Source organism: Bacillus sp. 22-7 (assembly GCF_010628845.1).
GTDB classification, from domain to species: Bacteria; Bacillota; Bacilli; order Bacillales; family Cytobacillaceae; genus Cytobacillus; species Cytobacillus firmus_B.
In genome coordinates this window covers 232,680-254,357 of the sequence record NZ_NJQY01000007.1, presented here as the reverse complement: position 1 = coordinate 254,357, position 21,678 = coordinate 232,680, and the positions used below count along the sequence as shown (strand labels likewise).

The following is a 21,678-nucleotide window of genomic DNA, read 5'->3' as shown; positions in this document are numbered from 1 at the left end:
AAGGTAAACTTTTGATATAAAGGAGCTTTAATATATGCTGCCAAAACAAAAACTTGCCCGAATTAATGAACTGGCAAAGAAGGCCAAGGAATCCGGATTAACAGAAGCAGAAGCGAAAGAACAGACTTCTCTCCGCAAAGAGTATTTGGAGACTTTCCGCTCCGGTATGTTAAACACGCTGAAGGGCGTTACAATCGTTGACCCGAAAGGGAACGATGTAACTCCGAAAAAACTGAAAGAATTCCAAAATAAAAACCGCCTTCACTAATAATATAATTGCAAGGGATACACTGCGCTGTATTCCTTCTTTTAATAGAGGAGATGGCAATACTGACTATCTCCGCTTTTTTTACATATGCCGGATCTTTTTGTGTCAATATAGTAACAAACCGGCTTTTTTTGTCCCTTACCTGACCCTATTGGTTGTGAAAAAAAGGGACACCCGATAATATTAAAAGAGTGAAGAATTACTACTCGAAAGGATGTATTGAATGTTTAATCACACAGATGAACTCTCCATCAGTTCCATTCGTACTTTATCAATTGACGCCATTGAAAAGGCGAACTCCGGCCATCCGGGCATGCCAATGGGAGCTGCTCCAATGGCTTATACACTTTGGACACGCTTCATGAACCACAATCCGAAAAATCCAGAATGGTTCAACCGTGACCGTTTTGTTCTTTCTGCCGGACATGGCTCTATGCTTTTATACAGCCTTCTTCATCTTTCCGGATATGATGTTTCCATGAATGACATTAAAGAGTTCAGACAGTGGGGAAGCAAGACGCCCGGTCACCCTGAATTCGGCCATACACCTGGTGTTGACGCAACAACAGGCCCATTAGGACAAGGTATTGCTATGGCTGTCGGTATGGCTATGGCTGAACGCCACTTGGCTGCAACATACAATAAAGACAACTTCAATGTTGTTGATCATTATACATACAGCATCTGCGGTGACGGAGACCTTATGGAAGGCGTTTCGGCTGAAGCTGCTTCCCTTGCCGGCCACTTGAAGTTGGGCAGATTGGTTGTTCTTTATGATTCAAATGATATCTCACTTGATGGAGACCTTGATAAGTCCTTCTCTGAAAGTGTTGAACAGCGCTTCAAGTCATACGGCTGGCAGTACATCCGTGTAGAAGACGGCAATGATCTTCACGAAATCGCAAAAGCAATTGAAGAAGCGAAACAGGATGAAAGCCGCCCGACAATGATAGAAGTGAAAACGGTCATCGGCTATGGTTCTCCAAACAAATCAGGCAAATCTGATGTGCATGGCGCTCCTCTTGGTGCTGACGAGTTGAAATTAACAAAAGAAGCTTATAAATGGACATTTGAAGAAGACTTCCATGTTCCACAGGAAGTATATGATCACTTTAAGCAGCAAGTTGTTGAAAACGGTGCGAAAAAGCAGCAGGAATGGGAAGACCTTTTTGCTCAATACAAGGAATCTCATCCTGAGTTAGGGAAACAGCTGGAGCAGGCGATCAATGGTGAGCTTGCTGAAGGCTGGGATAAAGACATACCTGTTTATGAAGAAGGAAAGAGCCTTGCCAGCCGCGCTTCTTCCGGAGAAGTGCTAAATGCTATCGCTCAGAATCTGCCTTCATTCTTTGGCGGATCTGCAGACCTTGCAGGCTCTAACAAAACAATGATAAAAGGGACGGGTGACTTTACGGCTGAATCTTTTGATGGCCGCAACATCTGGTTCGGTGTACGTGAATTTGCAATGGGTGCAGCATTGAATGGAATGGCGCTACACGGCGGATTAAATGTTTTCGGCGGAACATTCTTCGTGTTCTCTGATTACCTTCGCCCCGCAATTCGTCTGGCTGCTCTTATGAACCTGCCTGTAACGTATGTATTTACACATGACAGTATCGCTGTCGGTGAAGACGGCCCAACACATGAGCCTGTAGAACAGCTTGCTGCACTTCGTGCCATGCCAAACCTATCTGTTGTCCGTCCTGCTGACGGAAACGAAACAGCAGCTGCCTGGAAAACAGCAATCGAATCAACAAACAAGCCGACTGCATTAGTATTGACTCGTCAAAACCTGCCTACATTGAAAGGAACGGATTCAGCGGCATACGAAGGCGTTCAAAAAGGCGGATATGTTGTATCTCCAGCTTCTAACAGCAATGCAGATGTATTATTGCTTGCTGCAGGATCTGAAGTCAGCCTTGCAGTTGAAGCTCAAAAAGCGCTTGAAGGTGAAGGCATCCATGCATCTGTAGTAAGCATGCCTGCCTGGGACCGCTTTGAAGCTCAATCAAAAGAGTACAAAGAAAGCGTAATTCCTAAGACAGTCAAAAAACGTCTTGCCATTGAAATGGGATCTTCACTTGGCTGGCACCGCTATGCAGGAGACGAAGGCGATGTTCTTGCCATCGATACCTTCGGTGCATCTGCACCAGGTGAAAGAATTATGGAAGAATACGGATTCACCGTAGACAACGTTGTAGCACGTGTTAAAGCCTTGCTGCAGGGATAATGATATTCTGGAAGGGAGAGCCTAGAGGCTCTTCCTTTTTTTACGCCATTAAAGACAGTGAGTATTTCAGCCGTCATCAAAAAAACAAGATTACCATTAATCAAATCGGGGAATATGCAATAGTGAATATTTGTAAAAGAGTCAAACAGCAGATGTTCTTCCACCAAGAATCCTCATAATCAACTGAATTCTTCGCTTTCGACAAAATTAGTGAAAGTTTTTAACATCTTCAGACACATTCCTTGAATTCGTTTACTTATAATTGAAAGAAATGGATTGTCCCGGAAGGAGGGGCCAGATGAGAGCTTATCAATTGTATTTAATAGAAGATGAATTTGCGTCCCATTATTTTGGCAGAGAGCGGATGTTTTTTCAGCTTTTTGAAGAGTATGAGCGTTCGTCAGGTGAAATGAAGGCTATTCTATCGAAGCAAATTGATTTTGTGACTAAGCCAATCCCGGGTTTAAAAGTGCATCAATATATCCACCAGCAGCTCCAGAGAAAAAAAGACTTTATCATAGAAAAAAGTGCATACTATATAGAGATGAGTAAAAGAAGCAGGGCTAAGCTCGAAGTTTTTGAACGGAGTCTGGTTTTAGAAGCGGCTGGCAGCTATGAGGCAGAGACAGTTTTTTTCGAAGTGCTGCGAAAAAGCGAGTCTTCCTTTCTGGCTGTTGACCTCCAGCATAAGCGCTATGGGTGGCTAAAACCGATAAAAGAGAGAAAGTTCGTCTAAAATAAGAGAAAAACTGAAGCAAATATTGTATAATAACCTTTGGTCTAGTACACTGTATGATAGACAACATGAAGGAGGAAGTTAGTATGGGTATGTACATTCTAGTTGGTGTACTGGCGCTTCTTGCCGGTGTAGCACTAGGATTTTTCATTGCTCGAAAATATATGATGAGCTACCTTGAGAAAAATCCGCCAATTAATGAACAAATGCTTAAAATGATGATGATGCAAATGGGCATGAAGCCATCTCAAAAGAAGATCAACCAAATGATGAATGCCATGAACAAGCAGACTGGCAAGTAATCAGGGACAAGCATCCCATCGGAAACCACATTTCTGTTACAATAACAGAAAGGTGGTTTTTTGTTTTCAGAATGAAACCTTCTTTGAAACAGACCGTATATATACTATGACAAATCGTGAAAGGAACGAGCAAAATGAAAAAAGTAATACTAATAGGGCTCCTTACCGTTTCCATGATATTAAGCGGCTGTTCCGTCTTAGGTGAAGTGAATAATTCCATTGACTATGTTAATGAAGCGACTGAGCATATCAATACATTAAGCGACTTTGCCGAAGAGGCGCCGCAAATGATTCAGGATGCGGCAGTAGATCCGGCATTAAAGCAGGAACTAGAAGACAGATTGATGACACTTAAGCAGGAAGTTGAAGAATTTATCGCCATTCAGGATATCCCGACCTTGGCAGAGGATATTCACCAGGAGCTTGTGACCCAGAATGAAGCGTTGCTGGCAGAAATTAATAAAGTTTTGGAGAACGGCAGCCTTGCACTGGATCAGCTGGAGAATTCTGAGCTGTTTACTCCGATTAATGAGGCAACAAGCCTGATAAACCGCATAGAAGCATTAGGGCAATAAAGCATCCATCCGGGTGCTTTTTTTGTTGTGTGAAAAAATCTTCCTTATTTTCTCAATATTTGATAAACTATTTAAGCTATTATGGACTTCGGAGGATGAGGTATGAAAGTTTTTTATGATTTAATGTGGTTTTTTAAACAGGAGAAAAAGGCTTATGTAAACGGAATTATTCTGTTGTTATTTGTGGCACTGCTGCAGCTGGTTCCTCCAAAGGTAGTTGGGATTGTTGTCGATTCAATTAAAAATGGTCAGCTGAATGCGCAAGCATTAATCTTGTGGGTTGGACTTCTGATAGTTGTTGCCCTCATGATGTATGTCCTTCGCTATTATTGGCGCATTATGATTTTCGGTTCTGCCGTTAAGCTGTCCAAACTTCTGCGCAACAGGCTTTATCTGCATTTCACGAATATGTCGCAAACCTTTTACCAGAAAAAGCGGGTAGGTGATTTGATGGCACATGCGACCAATGATCTGCAGGCCATTCAGCAGACGGCTGGGGCTGGGGTCCTAACCTTTGTCGATTCTCTGGCGACAGGCGGCTTCGTTATAATCGCCATGGCGGCAACAATCAGCTGGAAGCTGACGCTTATCTGTTTGATTCCAATGCCCTTCATGGCACTTCTCACAAGCTGGTATGGAACACTCCTTCATAAACGGTTCCACAAAGCACAGGCGGCTTTTTCTTCACTGAATGACAAAACTCAGGAAAGTGTTTCAGGGATTAAGGTGATTAAAACATTCGGCCAGGAAAAAGAAGATATAGAAGATTTTCGCAGGCAGTCTGAAGATGTAGTGCAAAAGAACATCTCTGTTGCAAAGATTGATTCTTTGTTTGATCCGACGATCAGTATTATTGTAGGAATCTCTTTCTTCTTATCTATTGCATTTGGATCAAGATATGTCATTGCAGGAGAGCTGACAATCGGGCAGCTGGTTTCATTTACAACTTACTTGGGTCTCCTTATTTGGCCGATGCTCGCTTTTGGCTGGCTGTTCAACATTGTCGAAAGAGGCCGAGCCTCTTATGATCGAGTTTCTGCTCTTCTTGCAGAAGAAATCGATATAAAGGATGATGAGACTGGCATCAATGAAGTTCCAAGCGGTGATATTGAGTACAGGATTGAGGAATTCGCCTATCCGGGTGAACAGGAAATGCTGCTTAAGGATATTCATTTTAGGCTGGAAAGAGGAGATACTCTCGGCATAGCAGGTAAAACGGGTGCGGGCAAAACTTCACTGCTTAAGCTATTGTTCAGGGAGTTTGAAGGCTATAAAGGGGAAATTCTTTTTGCAGGACAACCTATCAGCCGCTATAAAGTCGGAAAGCTGAGAGAAGCGATTGGCTATGTCCCGCAGGAGCACTTCCTATTCTCGGCAACAGTTGCTAAAAATATAGCTTTCACGAGACCGAATGCAGACCTTGAAGATATTTATGCGGCTGCGAAACTGGCCAATATCCATGAAGATATTCTTCAATTTACAGAAGATTATAAGACTGTTGCAGGTGAGAGAGGGGTCTCCCTTTCCGGAGGGCAGAAGCAGCGTATTTCCATTGCAAGGGCACTTATGATGAATCCGGAAGTATTGATTTTGGATGACTCCCTTTCTGCTGTTGATGCCAAAACAGAGGAAGCGATTCTTACTTCATTGCGGGCCGAGCGGGCTGGCAAGACAACGATTATTACTACTCACCGGCTGAGTGCCATTCAGCATGCGAATCTCATATTGGTGCTGGATGAAGGAAGAATTGTCCAGAGGGGAACACATGATGAACTAATGGCTGAAGACGGCTGGTATAAGAATATGTATCTGCGGCAGCAGCTGGAGGAGCTTGTAGAGCATGGGGGATAAGTCAATGGAAAAGACACCGATTATGAAGGAAAAAGAGCAGCGGAAGGTCCTTTTCCGGCTGCTTTCCTATACAAAACCGCATAAGAAAACAATCACAATTGCCTTCAGTCTGCTTCTTTTAACAACGATTGGAGACATCCTGGGTCCGATTCTTGTCAAAATTTTTATCGATGATTATTTAACACCTGGAAATCTGGTTTTTGAGCCGTTATTTGCCCTCGGTGCAGCCTATCTGGGCATTCAGGTCATGAATGTGCTGGTATCCTATTTTCAGCTGCTCAAATTTCAGGAAATCGCGCTGAAAATCATTCAGCAGCTGCGTGTGGATGTTTTTTCAAAGGTACAGTCACTGGGCTTGAAGTACTTTGATAAAACGCCGGCGGGAAGTATTGTTTCCCGGGTTACCAATGATACAGAGGCGATTAAAGATATGTTTGTCAGTGTCCTGGTTACCTTCATTCAGGGTGCCTTCCTTCTGACAGGGATCTTTGTGGCGATGTTTATCCTGAATGTGAAGCTTGCCCTGTTTTGTCTGGTAATTCTCCCGATTCTTTTTATGATTATCCGGACTTACCGCAAATACAGCTCTGTTTTCTATAAGGACCTAAGGGAAAGGCTTAGTGAGCTGAATGCAAAACTGAGTGAATCACTGCAGGGAATGTCGATCATCCAGGTATTCAGACAGGAAAAAAGGCTGCGCAAGGAATTTGGCGATATTAATGAGCAGCATTATAAGGCAGGGATGCGCAATATCAAAATGGATGGGCTGCTGCTAAGGCCGGCCATTGACCTTGTTTATGTTCTGGCACTTGTTATTGTATTGAGCTTTTTTGGGATATCTTCTTTTAACAGTCCAATTGAAATCGGCGTGCTGTATGCCTTTGTAAGCTATCTGGACCGCTTTTTTGAGCCTGTGAATCAGATCATGATGAGGCTTTCCATGTATCAGCAGGCCATCATTGCGGCTTCAAGAGCGTTTGCGCTGCTGGACGAAAAGGAGCTTGCCCCAGCACAGGAGGACTGCAATTCTGCTAAAATCAGCGAGGGAGAGATTGAGTTCAGGAACATCAGCTTCTCCTATGACGGCAAAAGGGATGTTTTGAAAAACATCTCATTTTCTGCCAAACCGGGTGAAACCGTTGCTCTCGTAGGCCATACCGGCAGCGGCAAAAGCTCTATCATTAATTTAATGATGCGATTCTATGAATATGAACGCGGTGATATACTCATTGACGGAATAAGCATTAAGTCCTACCCAGCAGAAGAATTGCGTACAAAAATGGGGCTTGTCCTTCAGGATCCTTTCCTTTTTTACGGGACGATTAAGGATAACATCATGCTGCATAATAAAAGCATGACAGATGCTGAGATTGAAGCTGCGGCTCAGTTTGTTCAGGCTCATACTTTCATAGAAAAGTTGGAAGACCGTTATGACCATCCTGTGGTGGAGAGGGGATCGACTTTTTCAAGCGGGCAAAGACAGCTCATTGCTTTTGCAAGAACGATCGCTGCCAATCCAAAAATTCTTGTGCTGGATGAAGCAACAGCTAATATTGATACTGAAACAGAAGAAGCTATTCAGACAGCACTGGAAGAAATGAGAAAGGGCCGCACAACAATTGCGATTGCTCATCGCTTGTCTACCATACAGGATGCTGAACTGATTCTCGTTCTTCATCAGGGGGAAATAGTAGAAAGAGGAACGCACCAGGAATTGCTGGCAAAGCGGGGGTTGTATCATAAAATGTATCTGCTGCAGAATGGAACTCCTGAAAAAGTGGAGGATGCAGCAGGTTAATGGAGTAACAAAAAACAGCCTGCAATTACTGCATGGCTGTTTCTTAATGTGTCTGCACTTTTTTTATGAAGCTACGGTTATATTCATTTAATAGGGCATCCAATTCCTGGCTGTATCGGATTGCTGCGGCAGAGCTTAAGCCGCTTTTCATGGCCACTTGAATTAACTCTGTTCTTTTTTGTTCGATTAATGTAAGCAGTTCCTGTTTACACACGGCCAATAATTCCTCTCTGATCATTTCTTATATGTAGGCTATACTCTGCCAATTTGAATCCATGTCAAAAGCTGAAAGATAATAACAGAATTTGTTAAGATCTATACTAGTATATCGAATTATGGTAATAAATTCAAAAGAAACTTGTTTTAAACTTTAGTAACATTTACATTAAAAATACATGTTCCATGTTGAAAATTAATATGAATTTTAGTAACAGCTGGTGACACAAAATGTTCACATACTATCCATTATCTTTTCTAGATGGGATTTGTTAGAATGAAATTGGAATGAATGAGTATCAGGAGTTGTGACTATGACAGATTTGAATGTATTTATTGCATTAGGGGCAGGGTTTTTAAGCTTTGTTTCACCTTGCTGCCTGCCATTATATCCGGCTTTTTTATCGTATATCACCGGAATGTCTGTAGGGGAGATTAAAGAAGAAAATGCGATGATGCAGAGAAGGAGCATGCTTCATACACTATTTTTCCTGATCGGATTTTCGGCCATTTTTATCGCCATTGGGTTTGGAACAACCTTGCTTGGTCAATTCTTTCAGCAATACCAGGATTTAATCAGGCAAATTGGCGCCATCTTTGTATTTATCTTTGGATTATTAATTGTAGGCATTATTAAGCCCGAATTTCTTATGAAAGAAAGGCGGTTTGAATTTAAGAATCGTCCATCAGGCCTTCTGGGATCCGTTCTCATCGGAATGGCATTCGCTGCAGGCTGGACCCCATGTACAGGTCCAATATTAGGGGCGGTCTGGTCATTAGCAGTCACAAATCCTAATTCTGCAATGGTTTATATGATTGCCTATATTCTTGGCTTTGCTATTCCATTCTTTGTTCTTTCCTTCTTCATAGGGAAAATGCAATGGATCAGGCGAAACAGCGCAAAGATTATGAAAATCGGCGGTGTGCTGATGATGATCATGGGTGTAGTTTTATTCTTTGACTGGATGACAAAAATCATTATCTTCCTTTCACCGTTATTTGGCGGATTTACTGGTTTCTAAGAGCATGGGCACATTCAAGTTAGGAATGTGCCTTTTTTTTATGTGATAAGGAAAAAGGGCTATGACAGGTGGTCGAAATTTGTCATATTCTTTCAATTGAAATATATCTGATAGTTCGATATATTGAAATATGTGTTCTTACGGAGTGGAATAATGTATCTCTCTAAAGGAATGATTTTCTTTCTGCCAGATGTTTTAATAAATGTTTTTATGGGTATTTTTTACTATGTATGTAGTATAATAGAGATATAGCTTCCAATGCACTACAAGGGGGAAACAGCGGTGGCGAGAATTTTAATAGTTGATGATGCGAAGTTTATGAGGGTTACGCTGAGCAGCATTCTGAAAAAAGCCGACCATAAAATTGTGGGAGAAGGGGAAAACGGAAAGGAAGCCGTGGACCTATTCGTAAATCTGAAGCCGGATCTGGTGATGATGGATATTACGATGCCAGAAATGAGCGGGCTCGAGGCTGTCCGGGAAATTAAGAGGGACAACCCTAATGCAAAGGTTATCATGTGTTCAGCCATGGGCCAGCAGAAGGTAGTGGTTGAATCCATTGAAGCAGGCGCGAAGGATTTTATTATAAAACCATTTGATGAAGGCCGTGTACTAGAAGCGGTAAATCGGGTATTAAGTTAAGAGCTGACTCGGGGTACCCTGGACATACGGATGTGTCCGGGTATCAGCTGGAGTGGCTTTTTTTTGATGAACTTTTATCCTTCTGAGTACCTTAATTAAGCTTATTAAGATATAATATGGTTAGTAATCAAATGAAATAGAGGATGAAATCGAATGGACTTTGTATTAATTTCATCAATCGGTGCCGTATTTATGGCAATCTTCGCTATGTTCATCCGCATGAAGGCTGCAAAAAAGCCGGCTTCGGCCAAGAAAATTATCTTGCCGCCGATTTTTATGAGTACAGGTGCTCTTATGTTTACCGTTCCTTATTTTCGTGTTACTCCAATGGAGATTCTGGAAGCGGCCACAGTTGGATTGCTGTTTTCCATGCTTTTAATTAAAACATCCTCATTTGAAATCAGGGACAGCGAAATTTATCTGAAGCGCTCCAAAGCATTTGCTTTTATATTAATAGGATTGCTTGTGATCCGCATCATTGGAAAAATAGCTCTTAGCTCAACAATCGACTATGGTCAATTGAGCGGCATGTTCTGGATTCTCGCATTTTCGATGATTGTACCGTGGAGAATTGCCATGTATTTGAATTACCGGAAGCTTCATCACGAGCTGAACGGATCGGGGAATCCCAAAACAACTTAATAGATTGAAAGCCGCCGGGTATTGCGCTCGGCGGCTTTTACATTGTTATTTAATGGACTCCATTTTTGGGGTCCCATAGTCCATACATTTTCCGGATTTCTACGATTTGGCCGATGTGATAGGCGTTGTGGATGGTTAAGTTTGAAATGACAGACGACCAGGATTCGATTGGTTCCTTATAGGCGGAGGAGAGAAGCTTTTCTTCACTGCATTCTTCCAGGGCTTTAATCCACTCAGTCAAGACGTTTTGAAGAGCTTTTATGGCAGAATGCCAATCCTCTTCAGTAACGGATTCATTGGTGCTGAAAGTTTCGTCATTGGCGATATGGGTTTGGGCGAGCGGCATTTCTTTGAATCTGGTTAGATAGCGGTCATTCCAGAAGGTAAGGTGGGTGACGATCTGCCAAATGGAATTACCGGTTCCCGACTTGTAAGATGCTTCTTTTGCTGATATCTCCCCGATGGCAGCTGATAGCGGTACAAACCAATTGGGCTGGTCGAGGCAGGCGGATAGCTGTTTTAATAAGACTTCTTTTGTAGTCATTGGATTACTCCTTTATGGATAGAGTTACTCTCCATTTCTATTCAATAAAGGTGGTGACTATCCTTCTTAACTAGCGGAAAAAATAAAAAACCATTTCGGCGTTCCGAAATGGCTTAGAATAAATGTTCATATGGTGTGATACTTATCTGTTTTTCTGTCAATTTCTTGCGCAGAAATTTGTGGTCCCGTTTCGGAGTGGCTAGAATATAGCCTCGAATCAGAAGGTCCTGATCAATTTGATCTGCCTTTTCATTTACAGCAAGTTCCCCAATTTTACCGGCAATCTTCATTCTTGCTACATCCCTGAACAGTTCCGGAACCGGACTTACGAGATCCTCCAACAGATCCTTCTCTCTCTGCTGCCATAGATGCCGCGTTTCATTGACATAATGCTCTTCCCAATCCAAATCCGATTTGCCATCTTCTTTTGGCATACGCTTTAAAAACTTGCGGAACATAAAAAAGCCGCCAATCGCAAAGAACGAAATCAGAATGACAACCCAGAACAATATAAAATACATAAACCAGCCTTCTAGCATTTTCCTTCACCTACACACATATTTTCCTGTTCTTATTATAAGCCTTGTCCCGCCAAACGACAAGAAAGGAGGCATAAGTCTTGAAAGCAGCACCATTTGCCCTTATAATAAGAAGAGTCTTTACGGGGCTGATTGGGGTGCTGGTGCCCTCCACGGTCTTCAAAACCGCTTGTGACCTGCGTGCCAGGTTAGCTGGGTTCGATTCCCAGGCGGTCCCGCCAACTATACATATGACTTCCGCATAGTGGGATGCTGTGCGGTTTTTTTGTGCCCTTCATATATTCTTTTTAGGTAATCAAAGATAATTGTTTCTGTTTTCTATGTATTGTGAGGCTATAGTGATGATAGACTGAAGATAGTTAAGCAGCAATGAGCATTAAATAAGGAGGAAATTAATTAATGGACAATAATGATATATTAATTCGTTTGAGATATGCGTTAGAAATCAAAAATAGTGAAATGGCAGAGATCTTTAAACTTGGAGGAGAGGAAGTGTCCGTGCCAGAGGTGGTAAGGATCCTCAAAAAGTCTGATGATGAAGAAGAAATTGATAGCCAAATAAAATTGACAAATAGTATGTTAAATTCTTTTTTAAATGGCTTTATTATCTATAAGAGAGGTAGACAGGAGCCAAAACCAGGTCAAACAAATACGCCAGAACCGACCATTGAAAATTATTCAAACATAAACAATATCCTTTTAAAGAAAATCAAAATCGCCTTGTCCTTAACGACAGAAGACATGATAGATGTATTCAAAAAAGCTGGATTAAACGTATCAAAAGGAGAGCTCGGAGCTTTTTTAAGAAAAGAAGGGCATAAAAATTATAAAGTTTGCTTAGACAATTTTTCCAGAAACTTCTTAAAAGGACTAACGATCAAGTATAGGGGATAAGGCAAGATAGGATTTATAGTTCTTAAATGTATCCTAGTCCATTAACAAACCGAGCCCCAGAAATGATTGAGGCTCGGTTATAAAGTAATGGGACCCATTCTGTGGGAAATGTACAGGTCATCTGGTGAAACCTTTTCTCCGCTATTCCTCATTTTCTTTATATAACTTAACAACACCCACAGCCATCTCCCTCACAATTTTCCTAAGGAAAACAGGACGTACAATCTTAAACTGATCCCCAAACCCAAGAATATACTCTCTTGCCTCTTGTTCGGTATCAAAGCTAAGGCTTACAGGAATCCATCCATTTTCCTTAGGAGAATCCGTATGAAGTACTTGAACAAAACGGCCAGTAAAATTAATCCGCTCCATAATGGCTGGTGAAATCTCCGCTTCCACCTCAAATTTAGGCAGGCTGCTAATGAATATCTGCTTCGATTCCTGCCAATAGTCAGCAAGATCAAAGTCATTCGGCCTGCTGAAGTTCTCATTAATCACCACTGCATCAATAATTCTAGAAACTCGGTAGGTTTTTATCTTTGCATCAGAAGCAGCTATAAGATACCAAGTGTTCCCTTTGGCGACCAGTCCTAACGGCTCAACTATTCTTTCGCTTGTCTGTTTATCTGCTTTTTCGTATTGAATCTGAAGTTTTTTCTCCTCCCAAACCGCCTGCTGGACGATTCCAAAAGACTTCAATTCCCGTGGTGTTTGCCTCCACGTGCTGGTATCGATATGAATCCGGTTGGAAATGTCTTTCACATCCTCTTTCATTGGAGCAGGAATGGCCGCCAGAAGTTTCTGGCGTGCTTCTTTCCAATCATTGCTGATTCCAAGGTCTGCAAGGTGCTCAAAGGAGGGGGAGAGAAGCAGTGTTTTGATTTCAGCGGCTTTTAACCCGGTAAGATTTGTTCTGTAATTCTCAAGCAGTTTCCAGCCGCCGAATTTTCCTCGTTCAGCCAGAACAGGGATGCCAGCGGCGCTCAAGGCTTCCATATCCCGGTGTATGGTCCGCTCCGTTACCTCTAATTCTTTTGCCAATTCCCTTGAAGTCATTCTTTCGTTATTTTGAAGCAATAATACTATTGCAATGAGTCTGTCCGCGCGCATTCTGTTCACTCCTGTTAAAAAAGTTTTAATTATGACATTAGATGTCAACATTAATGATTATAGTATAGATATAACACAAAAGGGGGCAGATCGGAATGACATCATTAAAAGGGAAGGTAGCACTTGTGGCCGGCGGAACACGGGGAGCTGGCCGCGGCATTGCCATGGAACTCGGAGCTGCAGGAGCGACAGTGTATGTTACAGGACGTACAACACGAAATAAGATATCGGAATATGGACGAAAGGAAACCATTGAAGAAACAGCTGAATTGGTAAGTGAGCTGGGCGGAATTGGAATAGCTGTTCAAGTGGATCATCTTATACCGAATCAGGTGCAGTCATTGATTGAAAAGATTGAGAGAGAACAGGGCAGGCTGGATATCCTCGTTAATGATATATGGGGAGGCGAAAATTTGATTGAATGGGACATTCCCGTCTGGGAGCATTCCATGGAGAAGGGAATGAGAATGCTTCGTCTGGCGATTGATACTCATATTATCACAAGTCATTATGCCCTTCCGCTTCTAATCAGAAACAAAGGGGGATTAGTAGTCGAAGTAACAGACGGAACAGAAGAGTATAATCAAGATCGCTACCGGGTGTCTCTGTATTATGACTTGGCCAAAAGCTCTGTCATCCGTATGGCCAAAGCATTGGCCCACGAACTTTCACCTTATGATTGCACCGCGGTTGCTGTTTCACCCGGATGGATGCGTTCAGAAATTATGCTCGAGGTATATGGGGTCACAGAGGAGAATTGGAAGGATGCCGCCGAAAAGGAGCCTCATTTTGTTATATCTGAAACACCAAGGTATATAGGACGGGCAATTAGTGCCATTGCAAGGGATCCTGATAAAAAACGATTGAACGGCGGATCCTTTTCAAGCGGGGAGCTGGCGAAGATGTATCATTTTCATGATTTGGATGGTTCTCAGCCGGAGGCTTTCAGATATTTGGTTGAGGTACAGGAGCCGGGGAAGCCTGCCAATGCTGAGGGATATAGATAGCTTTTCATTGGGAAAACTCCTTTGCAGGACTCTGCAAAAGGAGTTTTTTATTTGTTTCAGGGAATATGACTTTCTTATCCAAATTTTGGTGAATAATATCACTTTAAACGTTATAATAAGACCAAGTAAATTACTAATTAGGCGCATAGAGGGGAGAAAGGTCTTGATCATCCCAGCAAAAAATAAACCCGTTTTACCCTTGACGATAAGTGTAAAAGAAATAGAATCCATTGTTGAATGGTTCGATCAGCATCAGCGATCCCTCTATATAATCGGCTGGTCCTATCTGGGGAGCCAACTCAAAATTGAGGAGCTTTTTTATCGTGCTATTTTACAGGTGCATAAGGAGCTGCCAAAGTTTACAAGAAGTACATCTTTTGAATTGCGGGTTTTATCTATTTTTATACGTATCTGCCGGGAGCTTTCTATTGAAAATAGTTTAATAGCTTCAGAGGAAAGCATTTTTCATGCACTGCAGCAGTTAAAAGAGCAGGAAAGAGAAGTGCTGGTCTTAACCTATATAAAAGGGTTCTCCAGGGAGCAAGCAGCACAGCTTTTCCAAGTGTCACCTGAAGAGATTAAGGAGCTTTTATTTTCAGGATTCCAATTACTCAGAAAAGGATTGGGAAATGGGGAATGCTATCAGGGCTGCAAGGAATACCAAAAGCTTTACGTGGATTACCTGGAAAGAAAACTGGAACGGCCGCGGAAAATCGATTTTGAAATGCATATCTATCATTGCCATAACTGCCAGGATGATCTGGCAGCTCTGCAGGAAACCATCTTGAACTTCTCTGAAACCATTGAGACATTCAGCGTACCTGCAGGTTTCATGGAAAACGTAAAAGAACGAGTCTCACAAAGGGAAAATCTCCTTAAACAAAAAAAGACTAAGCGTAAAAGAATTGGACTTATTTTAGCAAGTGTCCTCGTCTTATTCATGTGCACAGGTTTTTTCACCGGGATTTTTTCAAAGATTTATTACTCATTGACTGAAGAAAATCAGGAGCTGCGCGTTTTTCTTCAGGAGGATTTAGGTGAAAGGCTGGGGCTGGAAGCTGAAAGCAATGGGGTTAAAATAAAAATTAAGAGTGTGATTGCTGATGAGATTCAAACTCTTATTTTTTATGAGATAGAAGATACGATTGAGAACAATCAATATATGATTAACATTGATGATGGCATTTTTATTGAGGACGAAATGAAAATAATGGTGGCAAATACCTATCCGAGGTACTTTCCACCTGATATGGAACTAGATCTAAATAAAAAGGAAAAGAACATTTATCATGGGAAAATGAGTCTGAGGCCGCTGAAAGAAAATGATGCGACCATTCAGCTCAATATTAATAAGGTTATGAAATTAAAACGAAACTCCTCAGGTTCATATGTGAATATGGTGCCCGAAGAAGGGGAGTGGAAATTTGACATTCCTGTTACAAAAAATCCCTCTGTCGAGTATGCATTGGATGAAGAAGTTGAAATTGAGGGAGCAGCAGTTCTGATTGATAAGCTAATCCTTGCTCCAACAGGGACAATCCTGCAATATGGACTCAAAAATGAACAGCCCGAGAAGCGGATCGAAATGATCAATTTTAAAAATCTGGAGATTAACAATAAATTAGCTGAAGCTGATTTATACGGGAACTCATACGTACATGCACAGAATGATTTGAGATGGAGCAAGTTTCAGGCGCATTTTAAACCTCTATTTGAAAAAGAAACCGATGAAGTCAAAGTTCGATTCGATAGTGTTTATTTGTCAATTGTAGAAAATAAAACGATTGCCCTTGATGCTTCGAAGGTATATCCGCAAACCTTTGAATATGCGGGCAGTACCATTTCCATTGATAAGGTTGAAGTTGGTCAGCCTAGCATAGTTGTCATAAGTAATCATGAAATTAAGAATCGAGCGTATGAATCACTTAATTTTAATATTGTGACTGAGGAAGAAAATATTTCAATGGAAGGGGATTATAAAGGAGTTATCGTTGATAAAAATGGAAAAGAATACGATATGAATAAATCACCTTTCATTTACGAAGAGCTTGAACAGCCGCGTTATTTCTTTACAGTCCAGAGCTTTAAGATACAAGGGGAAAAAGTGGTTCCGAAAAGTCTGGATATATTCGGATATAATACAACAAAATATTTGGATAATGAAGTAGAGTTAGATACTGAGTTGATCGTAAAAGATGAAGCAGGAACCTGAAGGTGCCTGCTTCTTATTAACTAAATCATCGACTCCACCAGTTCCGCCCTGATTTTCGTAATATGCCCCTCCATCAATTCCTTTGCTTTATCCCCATTTCCAGAAGCAATAGCCAGATAAATTTCCTTATGCTCTTTAATGGTATCCTCGTAACGGGACAGATCCTTGAACCGATGATTCTGGGTAGCTCTAATGGTTTCTTCCATATGTCCTTTGAGGGTATGGATCAATTCAATGAAAATCGAATTATGGGTTGCCTCGGCAATGCCGATGTGAAAGTCCAGATCTGCTTTTAACCCTAACTCGGTATCTTGTTTGGACAGCGCCATATTATGTAAAGCAATACGCAGCTTTTCCAGGTCTGCCGGGGTGGCTCTTCTGGCTGCAAGGAAGGAGGATTCGGCTTCCAGTGCACGCCTCAGTTCAAGCATTTCATATACCAGCGGGTTTTCTGCTTTGACAGCTGTGATGATCTCTTCTTTGCTTGATTGGATATCAGCGACTTTAACGTAGCTTCCGCCTCCCTGGCGGATATCGATGAGCCCGTTAAGTTCCAGGGTTCTAAGGGCCTCTCTGATGGTTGTCCGGCTGACATTGAATTGAACTGCCAATTCTCTTTCTGAAGGCAGACGTTCACCTGGTTTAAGATTTCCTCCCAAATAGCATTCTATCAATTTATCTGCTAGAACCAGATAGGTCTTTTTTTTCTCTGCCATTCCCCGTACCCTCTTTTCAAAATAGGCCTCTCTTACTTTCCTAAATGTAACAGACCTAAAATCTATTAATCAATACTATAAAAATAATAAAATAAATAATTGAATTTTTCTGATAAGTTAGTATAATTAATGTAACTTGTTGGACCAATTATAACATTGGTTTGACCAAATTCCCCGAATAAGAAAGAAGGAGTATAGGATGGAAACAGCGAGTATGAGCCTCCTGCAGGCTTTAAGAGAGTTTCTTACTGAGCAGCAGGTGACAGAAAATCAGACAGTAAGAGAATTGCATGGCAGGGATGAATCATACCATATGGAGAGTCTTCCTGACCTGGTTGTTTTTCCGGAAACGGCCCAGCAGGTCAGTGAAATTGTGAAGCTGGCAAACAAATATAAAGTTCCAATTGTTCCTTTTGGACTGGGATCCAGTCTTGAGGGGCATGTGATACCGTACGAACATGGAATTACGATTGATTTTTCGCTTATGAATAAAGTTCTGGAAGTACGTGAGAATGACTTTCTTGTTAGGGTACAGCCTGGCGTGACCCGCACACAGCTCAACAAGGAATTGAAAAAGTATGGACTGTTCTTCTCTGTGGATCCGGGAGCAGATGCTACGCTTGGCGGAATGGCGGCAACGAATGCCAGCGGAACTACTTCTGTGAAATATGGAGTCATGCGTGATCAGGTGCGTGATCTGGAAGTGGTACTTGCTGATGGGACGATCATACATACAGGCAATTTAGCTGCTAAATCCTCATCCGGATACCATTTGAATGGTTTATTCGTTGGTTCTGAGGGGACGCTTGGCTGCTTTACGGAACTGACATTAAGAGTATTTGGAATTCCGGAGCATGTGACGGCGGCAAGAGCTTCTTTTCCTTCATTAAACGATGCGGTTGAAGCGGTTGTTTCCATTTTACAGGCAGGTGTTCCGATTGCCAGGGTTGAGCTTGTCGATGAACCATCCATGAAGCAGGTGAACCTGTTCAGTGAAACGAACTATAACGAAAGTCCAACACTCTTTTTGGAGTTTCACGGCAATGAAGCCGGTTTGAAGCAGGATGTCGCCTTCACAAGAGAAATAGTCGAAGACCATCACTGTCTCGATATTGAATTTGAAACCGATAATGCAGCAAGAAATCGCTTATGGGAGGCCAGGCATAACCTTGCCTATGCCTATATCCATGGCCATCCCGGAAAGAAAATGATGGTGACGGATGTTTGTTTGCCGATTTCAGAACTTTCTGGCGCTATCAGCCATGCGAGGGAAGCGGTCGATACACTGGGACTTCCTGGAGGAATCGTCGGACATGTGGGGGACGGAAATTACCATACCCTCCTGATGATTGATATGAGTAATCCCGAAGAGGTGGCAAAAGCAGAAAAGTTCAATGAACAAATTGTCCTCTATGCTCTCGAACGGGGCGGTACATGTACGGGTGAGCATGGTGTAGGGGTAGGCAAGCAGAAGTATCAGCAAAAAGAACATGGTCTGGCGCTTCAGGTTATGGAAAAAATCAAAAATGCCCTGGATCCGGAAAACCTTTTTAATCCAAATAAAATCTTAAAGACAAAAGAAGGAGCGTGATGATATGAAGGTATTAGAAGCGGTCAGTACCATTGCAGGAAAATATTTTGCTGTGTGGGTTATCTTAACATCGGTTATTGCCTTTATGTTTCCAGACCCATTTTTAGGGTTGGGAGGCTATATCACCATCCTTCTCGGTGTCGTCATGTTTGGAATGGGGCTTACACTGAAGGCAGTCGATTTTAAAATCATCTTTACGAAACCTCTGCCTGTGTTAATCGGTGTTTGTGCACAGTTCATTATCATGCCGCTTGTCGCTTTCGTCATTGCGAAACTTTTGAATTTGCCGGCAGAATTGGCAGCGGGACTTGTTTTGCTCGGATGTGTACCAGGGGGAACGGCCTCTAACGTTATGGTGTATCTGGCAAAGGGAAATGTACCATTGTCCATCGCCATGACTTCCGTTTCAACTTTACTGGCGCCAATCATGACACCTCTGATTCTCCTGCTGCTTGCGGGACAGTGGATGCCGGTTGATGCTGTTGCCATGTTTATGTCTATTGTCCAGGTCATCATTGTGCCGATTGTTCTCGGATTAGCCATCAAGAAATTCTTCCCCGCAGCCGTGGAAAAAAGTTTGACTGTTTTACCGCTTATTTCGGTAGCGGCTATTATCACGATTGTAGCTGCAGTCGTTTCAGGCAATTCGGCAACCATTGCCGCATCAGGTCTTCTGATTTTTACAGCCGTCATGCTCCACAATGGATTCGGACTCCTCCTTGGTTACTTTGCAGGAAAAGTGCTTGGTCAGGATGAAGTAAACCGGAGAGCGATTGCTATTGAGGTGGGCATGCAGAACTCAGGTCTTGGCGTTGCGCTTGCGACCGCACACTTTGGGCCACTGGCAGCACTGCCAAGCGTTCTGGCTGCTGCCTGGCATAACATTTCAGGGCCGATTCTGGCGACTTATTGGTCGAAGAAACCTGCTGTTCTACGTGAAGAGGATAAGTCAGTTCGTCCGGTTGAAGTGAAGTTGTAGATAGGAATAAATGGGGCTTTTCCCATCAGTGGAACGATCTTGACTGAGGGGACAAAGCGCTTTTTTTTAGTAAAAAAAGAAAACACTAAATCATCCGCTATTTCAGCTGCTCATTCAAAATGGGCAGCTTATTTTTTGCAAATAAATGAAAAACTATTTTGACTTACTGCAAATTCATTCACATTTGTTAATTAAAAAAGAGATGGACCAATTGCAATGTCTCCTCTGGATTTGAGTTAATATATTATCCCTTATTTTTAATATCTAGTTTTTTGATGTAAGACAAAAACCGGTTAACAACAAATAAAAACTTAAATTTATAAAAAAATAGGCTAATTATAATAGGCAAAATGCATGTACAATGTCCTCCCATGATACATATTTATATATTACAAAAGCTTAGAAAAGCTTAAAAATCCTTAGGAGGCGAAGAAACTTGAGTATGGAGATGTTAAGTTCAATGGTTGGAAAGACAGTAAGAATCAATAGAAAAGGTCCAGACTCTGTAACAGGAAAAATCCTGAATGTATTTTCTGATTACTTGGTTTTATGGTCAGAAGGTGATGGATTAGTTTACGTGCGAAGCCAGCACATTAAAAGCTTTACAGAAAGCACTAAACAGGAAACTCTTGAGAATATTGAATCCTCTCAAGCTATGGAGTATGTCACAGGTGAAACATTTGAACTCTTGATGCAAAATTTCCAGTATCAGTGGGTGAGAATTAATAGAGGAGGTCCTGAAAAGCTTGAAGGTGTAGTGGAAAATATGAATGGCGATATCATTACGCTAATAAGTAATGATGAGATTATCCATTTACCAGTGTATCATATCCGGGGCCTAAGCTATGGGGAAGAGAAATCTCAAAAAGAAGAGAAGGAAGCTGGGCAAGAAGGGAAATCAGAAAAAAAAGAAAGTAAGAAATAACTGCCTATGGACCAATGAAAATTATTAAGTAAGGAGAGAAGGAAAAATGGAAAATAGTCAATTCAGATTGGCTTTAAATAACTTAATTGGTTTCAATGTTAAGCTGTATACAACTGAGGGAAGCACAATTCAAGGTTTGCTGACTGGCATTCAAGACGATTATGTAGAAATGGCATCAGAAGGGAATGTTCCGGTCTATTACAAACTCAAAAATATTAAAGGGATTTCCAAAAGTACAAAAGTCTATAAAAAGAACATTGCTGCACCTAGTGATTATGGGGTTGCACCAATGAATACAGAACGTCCCAACCTTTTAACTGATGCATTAAGCCAGTTAAAACATCAATGGGTCTCTATCAATGGACAAAATGAATTTTCAGGCATCTTAAGCAAAATAGTGGATGACTGTGCAGTTTTAATCAAAAAGGATGAACAGATTATTTTCAATACATTACACATCAATACTTTTAACAAACAAGGAGCACTTACATCTTCAGGTGAAAATAAGCAAAAAAATAACAGTAATGGGGATACAAAGAATTCAGAAAGCAATAAAGATACAAATGAAGATGCTAATAAAGATTCAAGTGCTTCAAATAATACTGACACATCAAATGACCGCAATGGAAGCAAAGATCAAGGAAGAGAAACAACAAAAATGCATAGCTATTCGATATTCGGATCCAATACAGATAATTTTCGCTCTCGAGAAAGAGGAGATAAAACACAGAGTCCTGATTATTCGATATTCGGATCCAATACAGATAATCTTCGCTCTCGAGAAAGAGGAGAAAAAACACAGAGTCCTGATTATTCGATATTCGGATCAAATGCATCTCATGAAAGTGAAGAAAAAAGAAAAGCAAGCAAAAAATGAGC

General features: G+C 41.6%; 22 protein-coding genes and 1 tRNA gene. 18 read left to right on the top strand and 5 right to left on the bottom strand.

Annotated elements, in window-relative coordinates; genetic code table 11:
* The first annotated feature begins 34 nt into the window (after positions 1 to 34).
* From CE058_RS07190 to CE058_RS07160, 7 genes are all read left to right on the top strand, one after another.
* Positions 35 to 268: a DUF896 domain-containing protein gene (locus CE058_RS07190; protein ID WP_009330562.1), complete on the top strand. Its 234-nt coding sequence runs from the start codon at positions 35 to 37 to the stop codon at positions 266 to 268.
* A 223-nt stretch (positions 269 to 491) separates the two neighbouring features.
* Positions 492 to 2,498: a transketolase gene (gene tkt, locus CE058_RS07185; protein WP_048008925.1), complete on the top strand. Its 2,007-nt coding sequence runs from the start codon at positions 492 to 494 to the stop codon at positions 2,496 to 2,498.
* 298 nt (positions 2,499 to 2,796) lie between these two features.
* On the top strand, positions 2,797 to 3,234 hold the full coding sequence (gene sirA, locus CE058_RS07180) for a sporulation inhibitor of replication protein SirA (protein WP_048008923.1): 438 nt from the start codon (positions 2,797 to 2,799) through the stop codon (positions 3,232 to 3,234).
* An 86-nt stretch (positions 3,235 to 3,320) separates the two neighbouring features.
* Positions 3,321 to 3,536: a YneF family protein gene (locus CE058_RS07175; protein WP_009330559.1), complete on the top strand. Its 216-nt coding sequence runs from the start codon at positions 3,321 to 3,323 to the stop codon at positions 3,534 to 3,536.
* 134 nt (positions 3,537 to 3,670) lie between these two features.
* Positions 3,671 to 4,111 (top strand): DUF6376 family protein, encoded by a 441-nt coding sequence (locus tag CE058_RS07170; protein ID WP_048008922.1) that lies wholly within the window; start codon positions 3,671 to 3,673, stop codon positions 4,109 to 4,111.
* 102 nt (positions 4,112 to 4,213) lie between these two features.
* Complete coding sequence (locus CE058_RS07165; RefSeq protein WP_163141631.1) at positions 4,214 to 5,962, top strand: ABC transporter transmembrane domain-containing protein; 1,749 nt, start codon at positions 4,214 to 4,216, stop codon at positions 5,960 to 5,962.
* A 4-nt stretch (positions 5,963 to 5,966) separates the two neighbouring features.
* Entirely contained in the window at positions 5,967 to 7,760 is a 1,794-nt protein-coding gene (locus CE058_RS07160; protein WP_163141628.1) for an ABC transporter ATP-binding protein, read from the top strand.
* Between the two features lie 43 nt (positions 7,761 to 7,803).
* Here CE058_RS07160 and CE058_RS07155 read toward each other — a convergent pair whose 3' ends face one another.
* Positions 7,804 to 7,974, bottom strand: coding sequence for an aspartyl-phosphate phosphatase Spo0E family protein (locus CE058_RS07155; RefSeq protein ID WP_048009069.1), 171 nt, complete (start codon positions 7,972 to 7,974; stop codon positions 7,804 to 7,806).
* A 316-nt stretch (positions 7,975 to 8,290) separates the two neighbouring features.
* On the opposite strand from CE058_RS07155, the gene CE058_RS07150 reads away from it, so the two are divergent.
* The 3 genes from CE058_RS07150 (at position 8,291) to CE058_RS07140 (ending at position 10,282) form a co-directional block, all read left to right on the top strand.
* Positions 8,291 to 8,998, top strand: coding sequence for a cytochrome c biogenesis CcdA family protein (locus CE058_RS07150; RefSeq protein WP_061792602.1), 708 nt, complete (start codon positions 8,291 to 8,293; stop codon positions 8,996 to 8,998).
* 282 nt (positions 8,999 to 9,280) lie between these two features.
* Positions 9,281 to 9,640, top strand: a complete 360-nt coding sequence (locus CE058_RS07145) for a response regulator (protein ID WP_048008919.1) — start codon at positions 9,281 to 9,283, stop codon at positions 9,638 to 9,640.
* A 153-nt stretch (positions 9,641 to 9,793) separates the two neighbouring features.
* Entirely contained in the window at positions 9,794 to 10,282 is a 489-nt protein-coding gene (locus CE058_RS07140) for a CcdC family protein (protein ID WP_048008918.1), read from the top strand.
* 49 nt (positions 10,283 to 10,331) lie between these two features.
* Here the strand turns inward: CE058_RS07140 and CE058_RS07135 are convergent, their stop codons facing one another.
* Both CE058_RS07135 and CE058_RS07130 read right to left on the bottom strand, forming a co-directional pair.
* Positions 10,332 to 10,826 (bottom strand): DinB family protein, encoded by a 495-nt coding sequence (locus CE058_RS07135; RefSeq protein WP_048008917.1) that lies wholly within the window; start codon positions 10,824 to 10,826, stop codon positions 10,332 to 10,334.
* Positions 10,827 to 10,939: 113 nt separating this feature from the next.
* Positions 10,940 to 11,365: a DUF2621 domain-containing protein gene (locus tag CE058_RS07130; protein WP_048008916.1), complete on the bottom strand. Its 426-nt coding sequence runs from the start codon at positions 11,363 to 11,365 to the stop codon at positions 10,940 to 10,942.
* A gap of 124 nt (positions 11,366 to 11,489) precedes the next feature.
* On the opposite strand from CE058_RS07130, the gene CE058_RS07125 reads away from it, so the two are divergent.
* Positions 11,490 to 11,586, top strand: a tRNA-Sec gene (locus tag CE058_RS07125).
* Between the two features lie 178 nt (positions 11,587 to 11,764).
* Positions 11,765 to 12,259: a YehS family protein gene (locus CE058_RS07120; protein WP_048008915.1), complete on the top strand. Its 495-nt coding sequence runs from the start codon at positions 11,765 to 11,767 to the stop codon at positions 12,257 to 12,259.
* A 141-nt stretch (positions 12,260 to 12,400) separates the two neighbouring features.
* On the opposite strand, the gene CE058_RS07115 is transcribed toward CE058_RS07120, so the two are convergent.
* Positions 12,401 to 13,369, bottom strand: coding sequence for a helix-turn-helix transcriptional regulator (locus tag CE058_RS07115; RefSeq protein WP_163141625.1), 969 nt, complete (start codon positions 13,367 to 13,369; stop codon positions 12,401 to 12,403).
* Positions 13,370 to 13,464: 95 nt separating this feature from the next.
* Here CE058_RS07115 and CE058_RS07110 point away from each other — a divergent pair, with 95 nt between their 5' ends.
* Positions 13,465 to 14,376, top strand: a complete 912-nt coding sequence (locus CE058_RS07110) for an SDR family oxidoreductase (protein ID WP_163141622.1) — start codon at positions 13,465 to 13,467, stop codon at positions 14,374 to 14,376.
* 163 nt (positions 14,377 to 14,539) lie between these two features.
* Positions 14,540 to 16,588 carry a DUF4179 domain-containing protein gene (locus CE058_RS07105; protein ID WP_163141619.1) on the top strand — a complete coding sequence of 683 codons (2,049 nt, stop codon included), beginning with the start codon at positions 14,540 to 14,542 and terminating at the stop codon, positions 16,586 to 16,588.
* A gap of 20 nt (positions 16,589 to 16,608) precedes the next feature.
* Here CE058_RS07105 and CE058_RS07100 read toward each other — a convergent pair whose 3' ends face one another.
* Positions 16,609 to 17,304 carry a FadR/GntR family transcriptional regulator gene (locus CE058_RS07100; RefSeq protein ID WP_163141617.1) on the bottom strand — a complete coding sequence of 232 codons (696 nt, stop codon included), beginning with the start codon at positions 17,302 to 17,304 and terminating at the stop codon, positions 16,609 to 16,611.
* A gap of 199 nt (positions 17,305 to 17,503) precedes the next feature.
* Between CE058_RS07100 and CE058_RS07095 the strand changes: the two genes are divergently transcribed.
* The 4 genes from CE058_RS07095 (at position 17,504) to CE058_RS07080 (ending at position 21,676) form a co-directional block, all read left to right on the top strand.
* The gene (locus CE058_RS07095; RefSeq protein WP_048008910.1) at positions 17,504 to 18,895 is read left to right on the top strand and encodes an FAD-binding oxidoreductase; all 1,392 of its coding nucleotides are present in this window, start codon (positions 17,504 to 17,506) and stop codon (positions 18,893 to 18,895) included.
* Positions 18,896 to 18,899: 4 nt separating this feature from the next.
* Positions 18,900 to 19,874, top strand: a complete 975-nt coding sequence (locus CE058_RS07090; protein WP_163141614.1) for a bile acid:sodium symporter family protein — start codon at positions 18,900 to 18,902, stop codon at positions 19,872 to 19,874.
* Positions 19,875 to 20,316: 442 nt separating this feature from the next.
* Positions 20,317 to 20,799: a DUF2642 domain-containing protein gene (locus tag CE058_RS07085; protein WP_231593973.1), complete on the top strand. Its 483-nt coding sequence runs from the start codon at positions 20,317 to 20,319 to the stop codon at positions 20,797 to 20,799.
* A gap of 46 nt (positions 20,800 to 20,845) precedes the next feature.
* Positions 20,846 to 21,676, top strand: coding sequence for a hypothetical protein (locus CE058_RS07080; protein WP_048008907.1), 831 nt, complete (start codon positions 20,846 to 20,848; stop codon positions 21,674 to 21,676).
* Positions 21,677 to 21,678 lie beyond the last annotated feature (2 nt).